The 20,744-nt window shown below is 64.5% G+C and carries 18 protein-coding genes; 3 read left to right on the top strand and 15 right to left on the bottom strand.

Annotation, left to right across the window (positions count from 1 at the left end):
- Nucleotides 1-169: 169 nt before the first annotated feature.
- The 10 genes from BG83_RS0118555 to pip all read right to left on the bottom strand — a co-directional run bounded on the left by BG83_RS0118555 (nt 170) and on the right by pip (nt 10,931).
- Nucleotides 170-1,819 carry an ATP-binding protein gene (locus BG83_RS0118555; protein ID WP_152543724.1) on the bottom strand — a complete coding sequence of 550 codons (1,650 nt, stop codon included), beginning with the start codon at nt 1,817-1,819 and terminating at the stop codon, nt 170-172.
- 81 nt (nt 1,820-1,900) lie between these two features.
- A complete protein-coding gene (locus tag BG83_RS0118550) occupies nt 1,901-2,956 on the bottom strand; it encodes a substrate-binding domain-containing protein (protein ID WP_037032185.1) in 1,056 nt (351 codons plus the stop codon).
- A gap of 86 nt (nt 2,957-3,042) precedes the next feature.
- Nucleotides 3,043-4,464, bottom strand: a complete 1,422-nt coding sequence (locus tag BG83_RS0118545; protein ID WP_024978092.1) for an HD domain-containing phosphohydrolase — start codon at nt 4,462-4,464, stop codon at nt 3,043-3,045.
- Between the two features lie 39 nt (nt 4,465-4,503).
- Entirely contained in the window at nt 4,504-5,115 is a 612-nt protein-coding gene (locus tag BG83_RS0118540; protein WP_024978091.1) for a chemotaxis protein CheC, read from the bottom strand.
- Nucleotides 5,108-5,476, bottom strand: a complete 369-nt coding sequence (locus BG83_RS0118535) for a response regulator (protein WP_024978090.1) — start codon at nt 5,474-5,476, stop codon at nt 5,108-5,110. Before BG83_RS0118535 ends, BG83_RS0118540 begins: the two co-directional genes overlap by 8 nt.
- A gap of 37 nt (nt 5,477-5,513) precedes the next feature.
- On the bottom strand, nt 5,514-6,902 hold the full coding sequence (locus BG83_RS0118530; protein ID WP_024978089.1) for an ATP-binding protein: 1,389 nt from the start codon (nt 6,900-6,902) through the stop codon (nt 5,514-5,516).
- Between the two features lie 244 nt (nt 6,903-7,146).
- Nucleotides 7,147-8,295 carry a DSD1 family PLP-dependent enzyme gene (locus tag BG83_RS0118525; protein ID WP_024978088.1) on the bottom strand — a complete coding sequence of 383 codons (1,149 nt, stop codon included), beginning with the start codon at nt 8,293-8,295 and terminating at the stop codon, nt 7,147-7,149.
- Between the two features lie 10 nt (nt 8,296-8,305).
- Nucleotides 8,306-8,974, bottom strand: coding sequence for an HAD-IA family hydrolase (locus BG83_RS0118520; RefSeq protein WP_024978087.1), 669 nt, complete (start codon nt 8,972-8,974; stop codon nt 8,306-8,308).
- A gap of 94 nt (nt 8,975-9,068) precedes the next feature.
- A complete protein-coding gene (locus BG83_RS0118515) occupies nt 9,069-9,974 on the bottom strand; it encodes a LysR family transcriptional regulator (protein ID WP_024978086.1) in 906 nt (301 codons plus the stop codon).
- Between the two features lie 3 nt (nt 9,975-9,977).
- Nucleotides 9,978-10,931 (bottom strand): prolyl aminopeptidase, encoded by a 954-nt coding sequence (pip, locus tag BG83_RS0118510; RefSeq protein WP_024978085.1) that lies wholly within the window; start codon nt 10,929-10,931, stop codon nt 9,978-9,980.
- Between the two features lie 121 nt (nt 10,932-11,052).
- On the opposite strand from pip, the gene BG83_RS0118505 reads away from it, so the two are divergent.
- The 3 genes from BG83_RS0118505 to BG83_RS29710 all read left to right on the top strand — a co-directional run bounded on the left by BG83_RS0118505 (nt 11,053) and on the right by BG83_RS29710 (nt 14,481).
- A complete protein-coding gene (locus BG83_RS0118505) occupies nt 11,053-11,682 on the top strand; it encodes a TetR/AcrR family transcriptional regulator (protein ID WP_024978084.1) in 630 nt (209 codons plus the stop codon).
- On the top strand, nt 11,682-14,210 hold the full coding sequence (locus BG83_RS0118500) for a PEP/pyruvate-binding domain-containing protein (RefSeq protein ID WP_024978083.1): 2,529 nt from the start codon (nt 11,682-11,684) through the stop codon (nt 14,208-14,210). The genes BG83_RS0118505 and BG83_RS0118500 overlap by 1 nt, the downstream gene beginning before the upstream one ends.
- 124 nt (nt 14,211-14,334) lie before the next feature.
- Nucleotides 14,335-14,481 (top strand): hypothetical protein, encoded by a 147-nt coding sequence (locus BG83_RS29710; RefSeq protein WP_175537079.1) that lies wholly within the window; start codon nt 14,335-14,337, stop codon nt 14,479-14,481.
- Nucleotides 14,482-14,505: 24 nt separating this feature from the next.
- On the opposite strand, the gene BG83_RS0118490 is transcribed toward BG83_RS29710, so the two are convergent.
- From BG83_RS0118490 to BG83_RS0118470, 5 genes are all read right to left on the bottom strand, one after another.
- A complete protein-coding gene (locus tag BG83_RS0118490) occupies nt 14,506-15,192 on the bottom strand; it encodes a Fe2+-dependent dioxygenase (protein ID WP_024978082.1) in 687 nt (228 codons plus the stop codon).
- 48 nt (nt 15,193-15,240) lie between these two features.
- Nucleotides 15,241-17,469: a TonB-dependent receptor gene (locus BG83_RS0118485; protein ID WP_024978081.1), complete on the bottom strand. Its 2,229-nt coding sequence runs from the start codon at nt 17,467-17,469 to the stop codon at nt 15,241-15,243.
- 282 nt (nt 17,470-17,751) lie between these two features.
- On the bottom strand, nt 17,752-19,155 hold the full coding sequence (locus BG83_RS0118480; protein WP_024978080.1) for a ClcB-like voltage-gated chloride channel protein: 1,404 nt from the start codon (nt 19,153-19,155) through the stop codon (nt 17,752-17,754).
- A 52-nt stretch (nt 19,156-19,207) separates the two neighbouring features.
- Nucleotides 19,208-19,525, bottom strand: coding sequence for a YciI family protein (locus BG83_RS0118475; RefSeq protein ID WP_024978079.1), 318 nt, complete (start codon nt 19,523-19,525; stop codon nt 19,208-19,210).
- A 127-nt stretch (nt 19,526-19,652) separates the two neighbouring features.
- Nucleotides 19,653-20,651: a quinone oxidoreductase family protein gene (locus tag BG83_RS0118470; RefSeq protein WP_024978078.1), complete on the bottom strand. Its 999-nt coding sequence runs from the start codon at nt 20,649-20,651 to the stop codon at nt 19,653-19,655.
- Nucleotides 20,652-20,744: the final 93 nt, after the last annotated feature.

The raw sequence follows: 20,744 nt of genomic DNA, 5'->3' as shown, positions 1-20,744 counted from the left end.
ATCGCCTCACATTGCTCTGATGACGCCCGGCACCGCCGATTCCATGCAAGGCAGAGCACGCGGCTCGGATCGTTGCTGGCTCCGGGAAGGGGTACGAAGGGGTACGAAGGGGTACGAAGGGGTACGAACGCGCCGTATCGGAATCTGGCGCTCGAATGCGCCCGCTGCATCAACGGCTTTGCAGTGGCAAGACGAGCCGAAAACACGTGCCCCGGCCAAGGTCGCTACGCACGTCGATCTGGCCACCATGCTTGCGCACGATGCCATAAGAAACGGACAGGCCGAGCCCCGTCCCCAGGCCAACGGGCTTGGTGGTGAAGAACGGATCAAAGATGCGGCTGAGATGCTCGGGCCGGATACCGCCCCCGGTATCTTCCACCTCCACCCAGACGTTGTCCTCGTCGTGGCCGGTTCGCAGCGTGATGCGTCCGTGGTCCTGAATGGCTTGTCCGGCATTGACCAGCAGGTTCATGAACACCTGGCTCAGTTGGGTGGGCCTGCACTCGATGTCCGGGATTCCGCCATATTCGCGCACCAGCTCCACCTTGTACTTCAGCTCATTCCAGACGATCTTGATTGTTGTTTCCAGACACGCTTCAAGATTGGCAGGTTGCGGCTGCGCTTCTTCTACATGGGAGAAATCCTTAAGACCCTGCACGATCGTCTTGACCCGCTGCAGCCCCTCCTGGGACTCCGCCAACAGCCCCGGCACATCTTCGCGCACGTACTCGAGATCAGCCGCCAGCTTGACCTGCGCAAGCGCAGCCCGCGTGGCGGGCGCCAACTCTGCCTCGTGAGATTCGTAGGCTGACAGCGCGTCGAGCAATCCTCCAACGTATCGCTGCAAACTGCCCAGATTGGCTTTGACAAACGAGACGGGATTGTTGATCTCATGGGCCACGCCGGCAGCGAGCTGGCCGATCGACGCCATCTTTTCCGATTGCAGCAGCTGCCCCTGCGTTTGGGCCAGTTCGTGCAGCAGTTGCTCCTGGCGCGCACGCTCGGCCTGCAGTGCCTCGTGGGCCAAGGCAAGCTGCCATCGGTCACGCTGGAATTGCTCGACCGCGCGCGCCATCTGGCCGATCTCATCGTCGCCATCCACGGGTACCGCACTGGGCGCCCCGTCCGAGTGTCCTTCGCGCAAGCTGCGGCTGACCTGCAGCAAGCGCTGAAGCACATGGCGCCCGAGCAGCCCGTAAGCCGCCAGGCAGGCAAATGCCACGCTGGTGGCGAGCAGCGCTGTCACCCAGCGCTGATTGCGCTCGGAAACTACCACCAACGCCTGCATCGCCTGCTGAAACGCCCGCGTGTGCTGCTCCGACACCTGCTGTGCCGAAACCACCATGGCGCCGGCTTGCATGTAAAGCGCATCCAAGGACCGGTGCCCGGCAAGGCTGCGTTCGGATGCCGGCGCCTGTGCAGCCGCGCCGGCAGTTCCGGCATGCTGCAGCTCGCTTTCCCACCACTGCGCGACGATATTGACGACGTTGCGAAACAGCTGAGTCGACTGATGCAGATCGAGCACTTCAATGTCGTCGTCGGTTGCAGCAAGCCGTTCGGACAACTGCTCGAACGCCTCCAGGTTGCGCAAGATCTCGGCATAGTGCCGGCGCAGGGCTTCCACCGACGAGGTCTTTTCCAACTGCGCCGATTCGCGCTCAATCAACAACGTGCGCTGAACGAGTTCCTGCGCCTCGCGCAATTGCATGAGCTGCTCGCTGGCGAGCCTGCGGGTGGCTTCCGCCGAGGTGCGCAGCGCATAGACCGCCGTGATGCCGCCTGCTGAGATCAGCAGCGCCAGCATGGCGACGACCAACATGAATTGACGCCCGAGCGATCTGGGCCACAGACCGTACCGCGGCATGCGCGCACAGCGGATAGCAGGGGCTGCGCTGAACATTCAACGGCCCCATATCCGGCGATACACGGCCCGGTAGCCGTTGTCCGGGTCGTATTGCCCGAGTGGTCCGCCATCGAAAGCGACGTTCTTGACCGTCACAAGGTGCACGGGGGCCACATACCCGGTGACCACATGATGGGTCAGCAGCCGGTTCACCTCGTCCACCAGTTGCCAGCCTTGCAGGTTCAACGGCTCGGCCACCGTGCTCGTCTGAAACGCTCCAGCCTGGATGCGCAGGAACGCCGCGGCGCTGCCGTCGCCGGCAGACAGCATGTGGATGCCGTCGGGCTTGCCGGCGCGGGTCAGCTCGGCGGCGGCGTAATCGAAGTAGATGTCGTTGATGGCCAGCGCATGCGTCCACACGCGGCCATACCGCTCCAGCAGACGTCGCATGACGGCGGGCATGGCCTGCGCACTGCCCGAGATAGGTACGTCCTCGACGGCCAGCAAGCGGCAGCCCTTGCATGCGCCGATCACCTCAGCCATCGCCGCAGCCTTTGCGCTGGCGATCTGGAAATTGGAGTCGGTAAAGATGACCACGTTGGCGTGGCCCGCCGATTCCACTACAGCCGCCATGGCCGTGAGCCGGGCAACTGCCATCGGGTCGGTGGAAACATTGATGGCGATGGGACTGCCCGTGATGGCGCCGGCCGTTGCGGCAACGTGCCAGCCGACCACGGGCCTGCCCTGCCGCACGAAGGGCAGCAGCTCTGCCTGCATCTCGCGCGCGTCACCCCCGACGAGCACGACGCCGTCCGGTTGCAGCGCCCAGGCCGATGCCATCGCTCGCTTGCGGCCCTCCGGCGTCCCGCCGGCGTCATAGACGCGGATCTTCCAGCCGATGGCCCCAGCGGCCTCCTTGATGCCTTTCGCAACACCAAGAATGCCGCCGTTGCGCAAGTCTTCACTCACGACGGCCAGCGTGATGCCGACCTGCGCACGAGGACCTGCCTGGGGACCATCCCAAGGGGCCCCGTGTTCGCTGGCGCGTGCGACGATCTGCTGCATGCGTGCGTCGTCGGCGATGCCGCCGGAGGCCATCGCCTGGCCTGCCATCGCTCCCCACCCGAATGCGCACAGCAGGGATGCCAGCATTCGCTTGCCGCTGCTTGGGACCATCGCCGCCTCCCGAAGGTCACCCTTCACGCTGCTGGTAGCACGTCTGCCGCATCCGTGGGATTGGGCAAAGGCGCATAGACAAGAATCGCGAACGGCACATCCTCATGGGTTTCGAAGCGCCTGATCTGCAAGACCTGATGCGCACTGACGATGCTGTCCCGTGTAATGAGCAGCACGCCGCGTCGCGTGAGCAGATCGTCGGCCAACCGCATGCCCTCCCGCAGTTCGGCCGCAGCGATCTGCCGCACAGGCATCACCTCGCCCTGCTGTCTGAGCACGGCCACGAAGCGCACAACCACGTCGGGGTCATAGCGCAGGCCCGATTGCGCCTTGACCATCTCCAGAGCTTGATCGCCCGAGACGTGGTCCTTGATGATCTCGCCCGTCAGAAGCCCCTCGAAATCGCGTGCGACCGCCACGATGCGTGCGCCGATCGGGATCGCCGATCCTGCCAATCGGTCGGGAGTACCGCGGCCATTGAAGCGTTCGTACTGGTGCCGGATGATTTGGGCCACATGCTCGAGCTGCGGCACGGGTGTGAGCACCATCTGAGCACGCAGCGGATGCTGATAGAACTGCTGTGCCTGTTCAGCCGAAAGCCTGTCGAGCGACGTATTCAGCAGGGCATCTGGCAGCGACAACTTGCCAATGCCGTGCAGCAAGCCAGCGTGGAAGATGTCCTGCACCTGCAGCCCCGTCAACCCGCATTCAATGGCAATGCGGCGCGCCAGATCGGCCACGCGCAGCGACTGGCGCGCCATGGCACCACAGCGCATCTCGATCATGCTGGCGCATACCTTGACCATATTCGTGAAGTTCGCTTTCTGGTCACGTTGAGCACCCTCCAGGAACATCACGGTCTGGCGAATTTCTTCGGTGCGCGCCAGCACCTGGGTTTCCAGCCCGGCATTCAATTGCTGCAGCGTTTCGTTCTGCTGCTGCGTCAACTCGCTCAGGCGGCGCGCCTCGCATGCGAGCGTGCGCTGCTCGATGGCGTGCTTGACGGTGAGCAACAGGTCCTGGTCATCCCACGGCTTGTTGAGGTAGCGATAGACGCCGCCCTCGTTGATGGCACGCACAGCCGAATCGACTTCGGAGTAGCCGGTCAGCAGGATCCGCATGATGTCCGGATAGCGCTCACGAGCACGTGCCAGGAACTCGGCGCCGTTCATGCCGGGCATGCGCATGTCGGAAATGATCAGATCCACCGGATACACCGACAGCATGTCGAGCGCCGCCGCACCGCCCTCGGCGGTGATCACGCGGTAGCCCGTGGGCCTCAGCAGCCGGCGCAGCGACGAGAGCACGCCTGGCTCATCGTCCACCAGCAGGATCAACGGCGTGGCGTCCGCAGGCGTTGCGCAAGCGGGCGCGCTTTCTGGCTGCGCGGCGGCTTTGATCTCGGGCGCGCTCGCTTGCGCGGTGTCTTCGTCGTAAACAAGCATGGCTGGCGTCTCACGGTTCGATGGCTGGCGGGGCGCGTCTCAAAGCGCCTGCAGGAATTGCTCCAGCGCGTGCTTCATTTTTCGGATGGCGGTTTCAGGTAGCAGCATGACCAACTGGGCCACAAAGCCGCCGCGCTCCAGGGTGAAGCGCACTTCCAGCAACAGCGCCACATCCCAACGATGGAACTGTTCGCCGGACAAGGCTTGCTGGAGCACCGCGGCCGGAACGAAGCTTGGCCGCGAGAACGACAGATTGCGGCCGAGCTGCTCGAAGACGCTGCGCACACAAGCACCCACGAGCAAGTTGGCGATATCGGCCAGCGCTTCGCTTTCGCTGTTTACGTCGGCATCGCCGTAGCCCATCAGTTCTTCGAGTTCTTCGCGGCCGTCCTTGCCGAACAGCACGATCGCCTCGCCCGGAATGTCGGACTGAAACGCCTGCCGCACCGGCGAGGGCGCGTCGCCGGCCATGTCGCGGCCCAGCAGTTCGGCCTTCAGTTGTGCCGCGTTGACAAGCTTGATGCCCGGCACCGAGAGCGTCACAAAGGCGCCCAGCAGTTCGGCCAGTGCCGCCCCCGCTTTGCCCATCCCGATATTGGCGATTTCCTGCAGAGCGTCGCGCTGGTCTTCGTTCAGTGTCAGGTCATTCATAAAGACCGTACCCCCGCAGGATCGGAACAATGCGCTCGGCCGATACGGGCTTCGGAATGAAGCCGATGGCGCCGAGGTCCTTGACGCGCTCGACGGCACCCGACTGGATGTCGGCGGACACCACGATGACGAAGGCGTCGTCGCAGGCCTTGCGGATGTGTTCGAGCACCTGGAAGCCGTCCATGTCCGGCATGGTCAGATCGAGAAAAACGACCGTGCCCTTACCGGCACGAAACAGCTCCAGCGCCTGCGCACCGTTGGATGCCTGCGTAACCTCGACATCCCAGTCGTCAGGCAAGGCGTTGATCAGAAGCTTGCGCGCCAACGATGAATCGTCGGCAACGAGCACAGGTAGCGCCATGATGTGTCCCCTTCAGGCGTAAAGCGTGAGGCTTACGTCATATAGCCAGCGCGGTAGCGGCCGGCGGTTGTTGTTCGACAGGTGGGGCTTCCGGCCTGCAACGTGGCAAGGTCACGCGAAAGGTCGTGCCCACGCCCACCGTGCTCGACACGTCGATGCGCCCGCCATGCGCCCTGACAATGCCGTAGGTGAGAGACAGGCCCAGCCCGGTGCCCTTGCCAACAGGCTTGGTGGTGAAGAAAGGATCGAAGATGCGCTTCAGGTTTTCGGGCGCGATGCCGCTGCCGGCGTCTGCTACCTCAAACCAGATCGATGCAGCGTCGGTCGCGTCAGTTCCGGTGCGGACGGTGATGGTGCCGCGCCCGCCGCCCTGCGTGCTTTTGCCCGCATACGACTGCGCCGCGTTGACCACCAGGTTCAGCACCACCTGATTGATCTGCGACGGGATGCAGGTCACGGCCGGCAGTTCGCTGTACTCGCGCACGAGGTCAGCCTGGTATTTGACCTCGTTGTGGGCGATGTTGAGCGTCGACTCGATGCAGCGGTGAATGTCCACCTGATCCCATTGGTGGGCGCTGTCGACGCGTGAGAAATCGCGCAAGTCCACCACAATGTCGCGCACCCGGGTCAGGCCTTCCTGCGATTCGGCCACGAGCGCTGGACCATCTTCGGCCAGGAACTCGATGTCGGCCGCCTGCGCAAGCGCCAAGAGCTGTGCGTCGAGTGACGGCGTATGCTGGCCAATCAGCTGATCCAGGCTGCGTGCGTAATCGAGCAGCGTGCTCATGTAGCGCTGCAAGCTGTTCAGGTTCGAGAGCACAAACCCCACGGGGTTATTGATCTCGTGTGCAATGCCGGCGGCAAGCTGGCCAATGGCGGCAAGCTTTTCAGACTGCAGCAGCTGCTGATGCGCCTGGGCCAGCTCTTCGTTCAGTGCGGAGAGTTGGGCGTTACGCACGGTGAGTTCCTGAAGCGCATCGGTTACGGTTTTTTCGCGCTTCTTCAGCTCGCCATATGCCAGGCACACGTCCGTCGCATCGAGCAACGTAATCCCCACCGCAATGACCACACCATTTCCATCTTCGATCGGAATAAAGCTGCAGTTCTGCTGCATCCATTCAATCGTGTCGGTAATGGGCCGCGTATGACGAAAACGAAACAAATACGGGCGGTGCTCCCAAGATGTGTACGCAGAGACACCTAGAATGAATACGCTCTCGATTTTCTTGCGCAGCCACTTCTCCGGCAACTCGGGAAACAGCGCAAACATATTCTTGCCGATCACTTCCTCGCCGGAAAAACCGCTGTGATATTGCATGAAGCGGTTCCACGACAGGATCTGCATCTGGCGATTCACAGAAAACACGCCACAACTTACCAATTCCGCAATGGCATCAGATAACAGGGGTTGGGTGACGTCTGCCATGTTTGGCATGCTTCCTGCGGGATAATGATGTTCGCTATCAGCCACTTGAGTTCCGTGGCCGTCTCTCTATCTATCGACCGGATTTTGCCCAGGCAAATGCGTATAAATCCCTATTAACCCCTGAATATCCGGATCGCCACGCTAAAACCGGATCTCATTTTTTTGATTTGGTAGTCTGGATAGAAGCAAAAGGCCCGCAAGTACGCTGCGGGCCTTTTGCTTTTCGGCATACCAGGTGCGCGACTCACCAGCCGTGGAATCGCCCCCACGTCTGCACCATGCCCCGCGACGACACCGCCTGATACTCCGGAAACTGGACCCCTGTCGCGCACGCATGGTTCGGCAGCACACGCAGCTTCGTGCCGACCGGAAATCGCGCCACCAGGTCGTCGCGTGCCGAGCCATCGCTGGCCGCCAGAATGCCGTGCTCCTGGTTCGCGCCGATCAGCATGAGCCCGTCGAGTGGCGTGCCGTCAAGCGCGCACGGCAGCCCGTAGCCGAAGTCATGCGACTGCTTGGCGGTGCCGCGGTCACGGCTCATCGCCATCCATCCGGCGTCGACAATCACCCAGCCTTTGTCGGGCTGATGGCCGATCACGGTGGTCAGCACGCTCAGGGCGATCTCGTCCAGCGCGCACACGCCCACGTTGTGCATGACCAGATCGAAGAACACGTAGACCCCCGCGCGCACCTCCGTCACGCCGTCGAGGTGTTCGGTGGCCAACGCGGTGGGCGTCGAGCCCACGCTCACCGCCGCGCACGGCACGCCGGCATCCCGCAGGCGCTGCGCGGCGCGCACGCAACCGGCACGCTCCTGCTCGGCCAATGCGCCCAGCGCGGCGCGGTCGTTCAGGTCGTAGCTGGAGCCGGCGTGCGTCATCACGCCGCCCACGTCGATGCCACCGCCTTTCAGGATGCGGCCGACTTCCAGCAGCGCCTCCTGCTCGGGCGTGATGCCGGAGCGGTGCCCATCGGTGTCGACTTCGATCCACACTTCACAGCGCTCACCGTGTGCGCGGGCGTAGTCGACCACAGCGTGGGCGGCCTCTGCGTTATCGACCACGAGCTTCAGATCGCAGCCCCGCTTGCGCAGCGCCATCGCACGCGGCAGCTTGGTGGCGACAATGCCCACCGCGTACAGGATGTCCTTGATACCGGCGGCAAAGAAGGCCTCGGCCTCCTTCAACGTCGATACGGTGATGCCTTGCGCGCCGGCTGCCATCTGTGCGCGCACCACATCGAGGCACTTGGTGGTCTTCACATGCGGGCGGAATTTCACGCCCAGCGCGTTCATGCGGTGCTGCATCCGGGCAATGTTGTGCTGCATGCGCGGCAGGTCAATCAACGCAGCGGGCGTGTCGAGGGTTTCAAGCGTGTGCGTGTCAGGGGTCATGGTTGCATCCTCATGCGGCAAAGCGGCGGGCCCAGGGCAACAGATCGTCGAGCGTGGGCGAGGTGATTTCCGGCAACTGGGCGCCCTCCACCGGCGTCAGGCCGATGCGGTTATGCCAGTACGTGCGCAGACCCACGGCCGCTGTGCCAAACATGTCGTAACTGGAGCCCGCAACAAATGCCGCGTCGGCCGCGTCCACGCCAAGCTGTTCGAGCGCCATGCGATAGGGCTTCGGATCGGGCTTGTACACGCCAGCCTGCTCGGCCGTGACAACGACATCCCACGTGACGGGCAACAGCGCTGCGGCTTGCCGGCCCAGCCGTCCCGAACAGTTGGTGACAACGGCCAGTTTGCAGTGCGGCTGGAGCTGGGCCAGCGCTTGCGCAGCGCCGCTCCACGGTGCGAGGTGCAACCAGTTGGCTTCCAGCGCTTCAGGGGCAGAGGCCAATAAGCCGACGTTCTGCGCGGCCTGCCGAACCATCGTTTCATACGGGACGTATGCGCCGCAGCCGTACGTGAGCCGCAGATACTCGGCGCGCCACGTGCGGCCTGCCTGTTCGGAGCCAGCGGCGCGGTTCCACAACGACCACGAATCGAGCAGCGCGGTCAGCAGATCGAACAGGATGGCTTTGGGATAGCCGGTATCGGGAGAAACCGCGGAAGCATTCACGCTTGTCACCTGCAAATCGGTAGAGATCGATGCAGCCGATTGTAGGTACCGCGCACCGGCTTTCGGTGAAGCCGGTTTAAATCAAAGATTCAGTGAAGCTGCATCATCCGCGCCACGGCGGCTGCGGCTTGAAACGGCTCTGCAGCGCCTGCATGAAGTGACGCGTACGTTGAGGCAACCCGGCGCGGTTGTGCGTGAGGGCGATCACGTTGGCGTCCGGCGCCTTCCAGCCGGGCAGCAAACGCACCAGCCGGCCCGCGCGCAAATCATCGGCCACATCCCATTCGGAGCGAAGGATCACGCCACGCCCTTCGCACGCCCACTGGCGGATGACATCGCCGTCGTTGCAGATCAGTCGGCGCGGCACGCGCACGCTGCGGCTCGTGCGCCCCTTGCTGAAATGCCAGAGCGACACGTCTTCCTTGTTCTCGCGCAGCACGATGCAGGGCAGCGCGGCAAGGTCATCGGGGGTTTCCGGCGGGCCAAAGCGCTTCACAAACGCGGGGGAAGCGCAGACAAAGCGCGCATTCGGCGCAATCGCATGGCCGACAAGGTTCGACACCTGCAGCGCGCCAATATGCACCACCACATCAAAGCGGTCCGCCGCTTCGGTCAGGGGCGCATCGGACAGCGCCAGTTCGATGTCGACATCGGGGTGCTGCTGCTGGAAATCGGCAATGACGGGTGCCACGTAGCGTCGCCCAAACCCCAGCGGCGCATTCACCTTGAGCGTGCCGACCAGGCCGCCCCGGCGCGTGTGCAAATCCTCTGACAGTGCGTCGAGCTGGCGGATCAGCTCTGCCCCGCGCTCGCACAGCAGCATGCCTTCCTGCGTAAAGCGCAAGCTGCGCGCCGTGCGATCGACCAGCCGTGTGCCCAGCTTCTTCTCCAGCTGTTGCAGCCGCTGCGACACGGCCGATGGCGTCAGGTCCAGCGCCCGCGCCGTCGCCACCAGGCTGCCGTTGTCCTGGATGGCGAGCAGGAAGCGCAGATCGGCGGAATCCGTCATGGTTTACTTGCCGGCAAAGCGGTCCGTTGCGGCCAGCAGTTGATCGAGAATGCCCGGTTCGGACCACGCATGGCCGGCGCCTTCGATCAGGTGGAAGTCTGAATCCGGCCACGCCTGATGCAACGCATACGCATAGCGCGCGGGGCACGGCATGTCGTAGCGGCCATGCACGATCACGCCGGGAATGCCCGCCAGCTTGTGTGCCTCGCGCAGCAACTGGCCCTCTTCCAGCCAGCACTGATGCGTGAAGTAGTGGTTCTCCAGCCGCGCGAAGGCCAGCGCGAAATGGTCGTCGGCGTGCTTGGCGCTATTGCTCGGGTCGGGCAGCAGCGTGATGGTCTCGCCTTCCCACACGCTCCAGGCGCGGGCGGCTTCGATCTGCCTGGCGGTGTCGTTGCCGGTCAGCACTTTGCGATAGGCCGCAATCATGTCACCGCGCTCGGCCTCCGGAATGGGCGCCTGGAAACGTGCCCATTTCTCGGGGAACATCTCCGACACGCCGTACTGGTAGTACCAGCGCAGCTCGGCCTGCGTGACGGTGTAGATGCCCCGCAGCACGAGTTCGCTCACATGCTGCGGGTACTTCTGCGCGTAAGCGAGTGCCAACGTCGAACCCCACGAGCCGCCAAAGACGAGCCAGCGCTCGGCGCCGGCAATCGCGCGCAGGCGTTCGATATCGGCCACCAGATGCCACGTGGTGTTGGCCTCCAGGCCCGCGTGCGGCGTCGACCGCCCGCAGCCGCGCTGGTCGAACAGCATCACGTCGTAGCGCGCGGGGTCGAACACGCGGCGGTGATCAGCCGAAACGCCGCCACCTGGCCCGCCATGCAGGAACACCGCGGGCTTGGCACCGGGCGTGCCAACGCGCTCGTAGTAGATCGTGTGGCCATCGCCCACGTCCAGCATGCCGGTTTCATAGGGCTCGATTGGCGGATACAGGGTGCGCAGTGCAGTCATGGTCGGTCCTGTCAAAAGGTTGCCGGGAGAATGGGCCGATTCTACAGAGGGGTTCTCGCTTGCACATATTTTTGAACGACGTATAAAATTGCACATCGTTTAAAAAAACAGCGGACCCACCATGTCGTCCATCCCGATCCCCATTGAAGCCGGCCGCCGCGAACGCAAGCGCAACCAGACGCTGGACCACCTGGCGGCCACCGCCTTCTCCCTGTTCGAGCAGCACGGTTACGACGCGGTGACGATGGAGCAGATTGCCGCGCAGGCCGATGTGTCCAAGGGCACGCTGTACAACCACTTTCCGGTCAAGGAAGCCCTGTTGGCACACCAGTTCCACGCCGAACTGGCGGCCGGCGGCGCGCAATTGCGTGCGCAGATCGAGGCGCAGCCGGATTTCGCCTCCCGCCTGGCGGTGCTGCTTTCCGCCTCGGCCGATTGGTGCAACGTGCGCCGGCCCTACCTGGCCGCGTATTTCCGTTACCGCTTTGCCAGCGCCGACCTGGCTGCCCGCAACCGTGACGCAGACAAGCGCAGCGGGCTCGAAGCGGTGTTCATGATGCTCATCGATGCGGCGCAGCGCTCGGGCGAACTCGATACCCGGCTTGATGCGCAGCACCTCGCGGTGTTGTTCGAGTACCTGTATCTCGGCGCACTGATGCGCTGGCTGGCACGTCCTGAAACGGACCTGCACGCGGGTTTCTCCGCCGTTATCGACCTGTTCCTGCACGGCATGGCCGCCAAGGAGGCGTGATGAACCCGCTCGTGCTCGATTGGCCGGCTGCGGCTGCGGCTGGTGCCGCAGTGGCGGGCGGCAAGGGCTGGCAGCTTGGTCGGATGGCGAGACTCGGCGTGCCGGTGCCCGATGGTTTCGTGCTGGCCGCAGAGGCCAGCCTCAGCCGGAAGCACGGAGATGCGGTGCCCGATACGGTGCTGGCTGCCATCGCGCAAGCGCTGGCCGCGCGCGGCTGGCAAAACACGCCACTGGCCGTGCGCTCGTCCGCACCGCAGGAAGATTCCGCGCGACGCTCGTTCGCGGGCATTCACGAAACGCGCCTGAACGTGATTGGCGTGCAGGCGCTGGCGGAAGCGGTGCGCGCCGTGTGGGACTCGGCGTACGCACCGCAAGCGTTGGCATACCGCGAGCGCTTTGGCATCGACACCTCCGATCTGGCGATGGCCGTGGTCATCATGCCGATGTTGCCGGCAGTGGCCGCAGGCATCGCGTTCACCGGCGACCCCCTGAGCGGCCGCGACGACCACATCGTCATCAACGCGCACTGGGGCCTGGGCGAAGCGCTGGTGGGCGGCCAAGCCGATGGTGACGTCGACCGGCTGGAAGTCGCGCCGCAAGACGACGCGCTGCGGGTGGTCCAACGCCAGATCGGCACAAAGCGCCGCATGACGCGCGCGCTGGCCGAAGGCGGCACCGCACTCGCCGATACCGCCACTGAAGATGCCCGCCGCGCCGTGCTGGACGACGCCCAGCTCATTGCACTTGCCACGGTGGCGCGCGACACGGCACGCGCGCTGGATTTTGCGCAGCCGCGCTATGACATCGAATGGGTCTGGGACGGGCAGCGCTTCTGGATCGTGCAGGCTCGCCCGATCACCACGGCCGCCCGCCAGACTTACGCCGCACTCCAAACCCAGCCGACGTTCTGGACGCGCGGCAACACGCGCGAGGTGTTTCCCGCGCCGCTGTCGCCCATCGACTGGACGCTCTACGGTCACGCGGCCAATCGCATGCTGATGCTGGCCTACTCGCTGGCCGGCTACGCATTGCTGCCCGGGCTGGCGCGCGCCAAGTTGTTTGGCGGCTGCGTGTACCTCGACGTCTCGTTGATGCAGTGGGAGGCATTTGACGCGTTCGGCATTGCGCCGGATGCCATCAACCGCATGCTCGGCGGCACGCAGCCCGAGATTGCGCTGCCGCGCGCCACATGGCCGCAGCGGCTGGCACGCGGGGCGCGTCTCCTGCGTTATTTGTGCAGCGCCGGCGCCGCGCGCCGCCATGCGCAAAGCGATCTGAACCGCGCCCGCAAGCAAGCCGCGCAATGGCGTGAAGACGCGTGGCCGGAATCGGCAGCGGAGCTGGCCGCCTGCCTGCGCGAGCGCTTCAACACCGCGCGCCGCGCAGACGGCCTGTTCTTCCTGCAGGGCTCGGCGGGCGGCTCCGTTTCGGGCCTGGTCGACGTGATCGAAAAACACTGCCCCGGCGAGGGCCACGCGCTGGCCGCCGCGCTCATGGCAGGCGCAGAACCCAGCGTCACCGCGCAGCAGAGCTACGAATTGATGGCGCTGGCGCAAACGGCCGCCGCCGATGCCGAAGCCCTCGCCTGGCTTCGCGCCGACAACCGCATCGGCACGCAATGGGCGCAGCAACTGCCGGCGCACAGCCCGTTCCGCCGGCACTTCAGTACGTTTCTGGAGCGCTACGGACACCGCGCCATTGAAGAGAGCTACTTCCGCCGCCCGCGCTGGCGCGAGCAGCCCAACTATTTGCTCGACCTCATCGTCGGGCTGATCGACAGCGACGCGCACGCCGTGCGGCAAAGGCAACTGGCGGCGTCTGAGCGTGCGTGGGCGCGCCTGCCGTTCTGGCTGCGCCCGATTGTGCGGGGGATGCTCAAGGGTGCCGTGCGCGACAGCAACCAGCGCGAAGCCGCGCGCAGCGCGCTGGTGGCGTATCTGGAAGCGCTGCGCATCGGCCTGCTCAAGCTGGCTGACAGGCTCGTCGGCGAGGAAGGACTCGATGCGTCGGAAGACATCTTCAACCTGACGCTGGACGAATGCGTAGCCGCGGCCACAGGCGCATTACCCCTGCGCTTCGCCGCGCAGCGCGCGCGTGAACGCCGCCAACAGTTGGACGATTGGGCCGCTGCGCAGGAGCCGGACATCCTCATCGAACATGGCGAGGCACCGGTCGTGGCCAGTACGTCAGTCGCCCTCTCAGGAGATGCCTGGAGCGGCACCGCCGTGGGCGCTGGCTCGGCACAGGGGCAAGCACGTCTGGTCGATCACGCCGCCGCCGGCACGGCACTGCAAGCCGGCGATATCCTGGTCGCCCCCAGTACCGATCCCGCTTGGACGCCCCTTTTCCTGAAGGCCGGCGCGCTGGTCATGGAAACCGGTGGCTACCTCTCGCATGGCGCCATCGTGGCGCGGGAGTTCGGGATTCCGGCCGTGGTGAACCTGCCTGGCATCCGGGCACAGTTGAAAGATGGCGAGACGATCCGTGTAGACGGCAATGCCGGTACGGTCAGTAGAGTGGCGCATTAGGCACCCATATGTGGTGATGAGGCGACACTGGCGAATGCGGTTTTGCTGCGTCGCAATATTCGGACTAATATTCGGGTATTCCCTACTAGGGTTATCCCTAAATCAGTCCTCAGAAGGAATCGCCATGAACACCGTCGCTCTCAAAGCCGCCCCCGCCTCGCGTTTCGCCCGTTTCTGGCAAATCGTGCGCCGTGAAGCCAGCCGCGCCGTTGCACTGCACGTGGAAAGCTGCGGCATGATGGCCGAGCTGTATCGCCGTTCGGGCCACTGAGCCGAAGCGCACAGCAGGCTCACATCAGGTCTCGCTCCACTGCCGCATCAGGTTGTGATACACGCCGATGAGCGTGCGGCGCGCGGTGGCATCCGCGTCGGTCTGGTTGAGCGTCTGGATTGCGTTGTCCAGGTCGAACAGCATCGCGCGCTGCGCGTCATCGCGAATCAGGCTCTGGATCCAGAAGAAGCTCGCCACGCGCACTCCCCGCGTGATGGGCGTCACCTGATGCAGGCTCGTTGCCGGGTAGATCACGAGGTCACCGGCATTGAGCTTGACGCTGTGCATGCCATAGGTGTCTTCAATCTGCAGTTCGCCGCCGTCATAGCTGGCGGGGTCTGACAGAAACAGCGTGGCCGAGATGTCGGTGCGCAGCTTTGTGCCGTTGTGCGGATGGATACGCACGCTGCCATCGACATGCGCGCCGAAGGTCATGCCCTCGCCGTAGCGGTTGAACATCGGCGGGTACACCACGTTGGGCAACGCCGCGCTGATGAAGCGCGGGTGCCGCTCCAGCACGCTCAGGATGAGCTGCTGGCACTGCAGCGCCACTTCTGCGCGCTCGTCAATCTGCTGGTTGACCTTGACCGGTGCCCCCGAATACCCGGCCGACACGCGGCCATCGACCCAGGCATCGCCCGCGCTATCGAGCAGGTCGCGCAGCGCAGCCACCTGCGCGGCGTTGAAGACGTTGGGAATGCAGACAAGCATGGCGCTGGAAGGAAACGGGGATGCAGCCGAGGGCCCATCCCCCTGCCATTACATCCGATATACCACCGACAACATCGCCGCACGGCCGGTGCCCGGCACGGCGCGACCGCCATCGGACGGAATCAGCGCATCGTAATACGTCTTGTTGAACAGGTTGAACAGGTTCAGCCGCACGTCGTATTTCGGTTGGTGATAGGCCAGCATCGCATCCCAGCGCACGAAGCCACCCACCTGCACCGTGTCGGTGTTGTTGGCGTAGCGCTGCGACATGTAGAACGCGCCCGCGCCCACCTCCCAGTTCGGCAGGAAGGTGTAGCTCGTCCACACCGTGGCAGCGTGCTTGGGCGTGTTGGCCGGCGTCATGCCCTGCGTGCCCGCGGCGATGCCATTGACGATCTGCGCATCCAGGTAGGTATAGCCCGCAAAGATCTGCAGCTTGTCGGTCACGTGGCCCGTGGCACCCAGGCGCGCACCGCGCACGCGGATCTTGCCTGCCGACGTGTACGTCGTGCTGTCGATCTGCGTGCGGGCGTTGTCCTTGGTGATCTGGAACAGCGCCGAGCTGACCGACAGATCGCCGTTGAGCAGATCCCACTTGCCGCCGGCTTCATACGACTTGTTCTTCTCCGGGTCCAGGTTCTGCTGGCCGGTGGTGCCCACGAGTTGCTCCAATGACGGGTTGAACGACGTGCCATACGACACGTAGTACGACTGCCAGTCCGTCGGCTGCCAGATGCCGCCCAGGCGCGTGCTGACAAAGTTCACGCTCTGCTGCGCGTACGGCAGCGCGGTGATCTTGGCCGACGCCGGCGTGTTCGCCGAATTCAGCGAGTTCGAAATGCTCGCAACGTAGCGGTCATAGCGCAGGCCGGCCACCGCCTTCCACTGCTTGGTGAATTCGATCGAGTCGTTGAAATACGCAGCCACCGTGTTGGCCGAGCCGCCCTGCAGGTTGCCCAGGCTGGACGGCGTGCTGGCCGGCGACGTGGTGTAGCTCGGGCTCACCAGCGGCTCGCACGAGACAAAGCCGCTCGTCATGCTCGACTGCGCCAGCGGCGTGCCATTGCACGAGCCGTTGCGGTAATAGTTCTGGTTGTCGTAACCGTCGTGGCCGAACTCGGTGCCAACCAGCAGCGTGTGCTTGACCGAACCCGTATCGAACTTGGCCGTCAGTTCGGTCTGGTTGAATAGCGAGTAATCGCGGATGCGGCGGTCATGGCTTTGCAAACGCACCGACAGCGCCGAGAGCGGCAGATTGCTGTTGGCGAGCGCCGTGAACACGCCCGACGAATTGACCGTACCCACAGCGTTGGGCGCCGTCTCCCGCGCGTCGGTCTGCACGTAGTTGAACTGCGTCTGGTTGCGCAGGCGCAGGTTGGGCGAGAACTTGTGATCGATATTGGCCGAGAACGACGCCACATCCTGCGTGGTGCGGTCATCGGTGTAGCCGTAGTACGTCTTGGGGCTCACGTTGACCGGGTGGCCGTTGAGGTTCGGCACGCCGTAGTCGGGCATGTCGCGGTTGTGCTGCAGCAGCGCGGACAGCGTCACCTCGGTCGGCGTACCGATGCCGAAACGCCACGACGGCGCGATGCCGAAATCCTGCGCGGTCATCTCGTCGCGCGTGCTGGTCTTGCCGTTCTGCGCCATCGCGGCGATGCGGAAGGCGGAGGTGTCGGACGTCGGCGTGTTGACGTCGGCCGTAGCGCGCACCAAGCCGTTGGTCGTGACCGATCCGGTGATTTCCGTGGCCGCTTTCAGCTTCGGCTTCTTCGTCACCTGGTTGATGACACCGCCGGTGGAGCCGCGACCGAACAGCATCGACGACGGGCCCATCAGCACTTCCACCGAATCGAGAGCGAACAAGTCGCGATAGTACTGGCCGCGATCACGGAAGCCGTCGAGGTAGATGTCGGTACGCGCCGAGAAGCCGTTCAGGTTGATGTTGTTGCCAATCTGCCCACCTTCGGCCGCGCCGATGGTGATGCCGGGCACGTTGCGCAGTGCGTCGGCCAGCGAGCTGCCGCCTTGCGCGTCGGTCAGCGCCTTGGGCACGACCGTCACCGATTGCGGCACATCGCGCAGGTTCTCGGGCAGCTTGGAGATGGAGCTTTTGGCGGCGTTGTAGTCGTCGCGCGGGGCGGAGCCCTTCACAACAGCTTCCGGCAACGTGGCGGTGGCGGGTGCCTGGGCAAGCGTGGCCTGCTGGGCGAGTGCGACGGTGGGGGTGGCAAACAGGGCCAACAGGGCGCTGGCGACGGGCGTGCGGCAGTTCATTGCGTGGTTTCTCCGGCGGCACTCTTCTAGTGGTGCCAGCCGCTACGGAACGCCCTCCTGCGCCCGCGCCGCCGTGCACGAGAGCGCACTACGAATTGCGGACGCAAATATAAATGATAACGATTCTCAACAGCAATAAATTGTCGCAATAACTCCCGAAAGTTCCCGGAAACGCACAATTAAAGAGGCTTATAGAGCGCTTTTCCTTGGATTTAGCTGACTTGGCAAGCTTGTCCTCCAGGAATATCTGTGGTCAGGCGCCTCCCAACCAGCAAAGCGTACCTATTTCTGCGTGCTGTCTGATGGCGATGGAAGGTGCTGCGCATCGTTTCCGGCATCTGCACGATTGCGCGCCAGCGCACGCGCATACACCGACGGCGCACCCGCCGCATGTGCCGTCACATAGCCGGTAATGCACGCCAACATGAGCGGCAGCACCACCTGATACGACAGCGTCATCTCGAAGATCATCAGGATCGACATGAGCGGCGCATGCGTGGTGGCCGCCAGCAACGCGCCCATGCCGACCACCGCGTAGCTGACTGGCACGGGCGCCGCATCCGGCAGCAGCGCGTGCATGCCCGTGCCGTACAGCAAACCCAGCGCCGCGCCACAGAACAGCGTGGGTGTGAACACACCACCCACCGCGCCAGAACCTGCGCTGGACGCCGTCGCCACCACCTTGCAGATCAGCACCAGCGCCACCGTCTGCCACAGCCATGGGTCATGCAGGAAGCCATTCACCACGCTGTAGCCGTTACCCCAGACCTCGGGCACGCCCGTGGAGAGCGCACCGACAATCAACCCGCCGGCGGCCAATCGCAGCGTGAGCGGCAGCTTGGTCTGTGCAAACGCATCACGCGCGCGGTCAATCAGACCCAGCAGCAGCGGCCCCACCATCCCCGCCGCCAAACCAAGGCCCAGATACGTCAGCACTTCCCAGCCGGAAACAAAATCGAAGTGCGGCATCTCGTAGACCGCCCCGTACCCGAAGAACTGGCGCACCACGATGTCTGCGGTGACAGCCGCCACCAGCAGCGGCCCGAGTGTCGCCGTGGTGATGACACCGAACACGATTTCGCAGACGAACACGGCGCCCGAGATAGGCGCGTTATAAGCAGAGGTGATGCCAGCGGCCGCACCGCACGCGACCAGCAGACGCAATTGCTCGACCGGCACGGGCGTCCAGCGCCGCAGCACGCGGCCGACCAGCGAGCCGCACATGGCCGCCAATTGCACCATCGGCCCTTCGCGCCCGATCGACGCGCCACTGGCCACCGAGCACAACGACGACGCACTGCGTACCAAGCTCTGCCGCGCGCTGAGCACGCCATCGCCCACGGCAATGGCTTCCATATAGTCTTCCGAGCCCTTTCGGGGGATCCACTTCAGGCCCACTTGCAAGGTAATGCCCGCCAGCAGTCCGCCCACGGTCGGCACCAGCAGGCGCGCCCACCACGGCAACGCGCGCGCCGTGGCCACCAAGCCCTGGTCCGTACCCGAGAGCCACCATTGCAGATGACGCAGGGACTCGCGAAACAGGATCGTCGACAGAGCGCCCGCGCAGCCGATCACCCCGGCAATCACGAACACAAGATGCTCGCGACCGAACGGCAGCCGGGCAGTCGCGCGCCGCCACCATGGCTGGCGCGGCACATCAGGTTGAGGCGGCGGCGTGTCGGTCATGTCGATTCGCGCAAGAACAGATCGACATGATAGCGGCGGCGCCGCGCCCGTTTTAAGTCGATGCCGCGACCACAGCGTCTGGCAACCACGCCTGCGGTGTATCAGCGCTGCGACGATTCGGGCCCCAGGCAATGACGCGCGCCTGTACGAGGTTTTCGATCACGAATGGGTCGCGCGCGACGATGGCGTCGATTTCTTCACGGGATTCGGCACGCGCCAGGATGCCACCGCCCTCACGCGGGAAGAACGGCCCCGACATCAGGAAGTGGCCGCTCGCATAGTGGGCGTCCAGATGCGCACGATGCGCAGGCAGCACGCGATCGAGCGTTTCGAGCGGTGCGGTGTAGTTGAAAAGAATCAGGTACAGCATGCGATGGCTCCTTGTGAGGTGAGGTAAAACCTTCGAAACGCGAGACCCGGCAACGTGAAGCAACGACGCTGAGTGTCCCGCAGAAACGGGTACGCTTTGCACGGAAACCCTTCGGCGCGCAGGGTTCTCAAGGGCGCAAGAGCAACGCCCCCGAGGTCTGTCCGGCTTCGAGCGCGGTGTGGGCGGCAGCCGCATCTTCCAGCGCATAGGTACCGCCCACCGGCACGCGCACGCCATCGAGCATGCGTTGCAACGCCGCCTGCGCTCCCATCCGGTAGTTCGACAGATCGGCCATGTAGCGGAATACGCCTGGCCGCGCCAGCGCAATCGAGCGCGACGGTCCAAGCGCCGCAAGATCGACGACATCCGTTTGGGCGTTGCCGACATCGCCCGCCTGACCGATGCTGGCCACCATGCCGAATGGCCGCGTCACTGCCAACGATGTTTGCAGCATGGCGCCGCCAATGCCGTCGATCACGTAGTCGACGCCTTCTCCGCCGGTGAGCTGCAGCACGGCTTCGCGCACGTCCTGCTGGCGATGCAACACGACGTGGTCTGCGCCATGGCCCAGCGCGACGGCGGCTTTGGCTTCGCTGCCAACCGTGCCGATCACACGCGCACCCTGGCGCTTGGCCCACTGCACCAGCAACACGCCCAGGCCGCCGGCTGCGGCGTGCACGAGCACCGTATCGCCGGCGCGCATCTGCCGTACCCGCGTCAGCAGCATGTGCGCAGTGATGCCGCGGACCAATGTGGCCGCGACGGTTTGGTCATCAAGCGCATCCGGCAAGGCAATCGCCCGTTCGGCCGGAATGTTGCGATGGCTGGCGTAGCCCCCGGGCGCGCCATCCATCAGGCCGGCCCAGGCCACGCGCTGGCCAACCACAAAGCCGCGCACATCCGTACCCACGGCTTCCACCACGCCGACACCCTCCACCCCGAGCACCGCCGGGAATGCGGGCACCGGATACAGCCCGGCACGGTGATACACGTCGACAAAGTTCACGCCGACGGCGGTATGCCGCACCGTCATCGCATTCGGCGCGGGCGGCGGCAACATCAGGCTGGCGGGCCGCAAACCCAATGCTGGTCCGGGTTCGCGCAGTTGGATCACCTTGGCGTGCATGGCAAAAGTCCTCGCAGAAATGGGTACGCTTTTCGGTTTGGTCGATGACGGGTACTGCGTTCGTCACGTTGTGAAACAAGCGTAATCCGTTCA

The organism is Ralstonia pickettii, assembly GCF_000607165.1.
Taxonomy (GTDB): domain Bacteria; phylum Pseudomonadota; class Gammaproteobacteria; order Burkholderiales; family Burkholderiaceae; genus Ralstonia; species Ralstonia holmesii.
This window is presented reverse-complemented; position numbering and strand designations above follow the sequence as displayed.

Coding starts and splice junctions, on each gene's coding strand:
- BG83_RS0118525 (WP_024978088.1), bottom strand. CDS start 8,295: ATGACCCCTGACACGCACACGCTTGAAACCCTCGACACGCCCGCTGCG.
- BG83_RS0118490 (WP_024978082.1), bottom strand. CDS start 15,192: ATGCTTGTCTGCATTCCCAACGTCTTCAACGCCGCGCAGGTGGCTGCG.
- BG83_RS0118470 (WP_024978078.1), bottom strand. CDS start 20,651: ATGCACGCCAAGGTGATCCAACTGCGCGAACCCGGACCAGCATTGGGT.
- BG83_RS0118545 (WP_024978092.1), bottom strand. CDS start 4,464: ATGCTTGTTTACGACGAAGACACCGCGCAAGCGAGCGCGCCCGAGATC.
- BG83_RS0118535 (WP_024978090.1), bottom strand. CDS start 5,476: ATGGCGCTACCTGTGCTCGTTGCCGACGATTCATCGTTGGCGCGCAAG.
- BG83_RS0118550 (WP_037032185.1), bottom strand. CDS start 2,956: ATGGCAGGCCAGGCGATGGCCTCCGGCGGCATCGCCGACGACGCACGC.
- pip (WP_024978085.1), bottom strand. CDS start 10,931: ATGACTGCACTGCGCACCCTGTATCCGCCAATCGAGCCCTATGAAACC.
- BG83_RS0118500 (WP_024978083.1), top strand. CDS start 11,682: ATGAACCCGCTCGTGCTCGATTGGCCGGCTGCGGCTGCGGCTGGTGCC.
- BG83_RS0118475 (WP_024978079.1), bottom strand. CDS start 19,525: ATGCTGTACCTGATTCTTTTCAACTACACCGCACCGCTCGAAACGCTC.
- BG83_RS0118555 (WP_152543724.1), bottom strand. CDS start 1,819: ATGTTGGTCGTCGCCATGCTGGCGCTGCTGATCTCAGCAGGCGGCATC.
- BG83_RS0118515 (WP_024978086.1), bottom strand. CDS start 9,974: ATGACGGATTCCGCCGATCTGCGCTTCCTGCTCGCCATCCAGGACAAC.
- BG83_RS0118485 (WP_024978081.1), bottom strand. CDS start 17,469: ATGAACTGCCGCACGCCCGTCGCCAGCGCCCTGTTGGCCCTGTTTGCC.
- BG83_RS0118540 (WP_024978091.1), bottom strand. CDS start 5,115: ATGAATGACCTGACACTGAACGAAGACCAGCGCGACGCTCTGCAGGAA.
- BG83_RS0118505 (WP_024978084.1), top strand. CDS start 11,053: ATGTCGTCCATCCCGATCCCCATTGAAGCCGGCCGCCGCGAACGCAAG.
- BG83_RS29710 (WP_175537079.1), top strand. CDS start 14,335: ATGAACACCGTCGCTCTCAAAGCCGCCCCCGCCTCGCGTTTCGCCCGT.
- BG83_RS0118530 (WP_024978089.1), bottom strand. CDS start 6,902: ATGGCAGACGTCACCCAACCCCTGTTATCTGATGCCATTGCGGAATTG.
- BG83_RS0118480 (WP_024978080.1), bottom strand. CDS start 19,155: ATGACCGACACGCCGCCGCCTCAACCTGATGTGCCGCGCCAGCCATGG.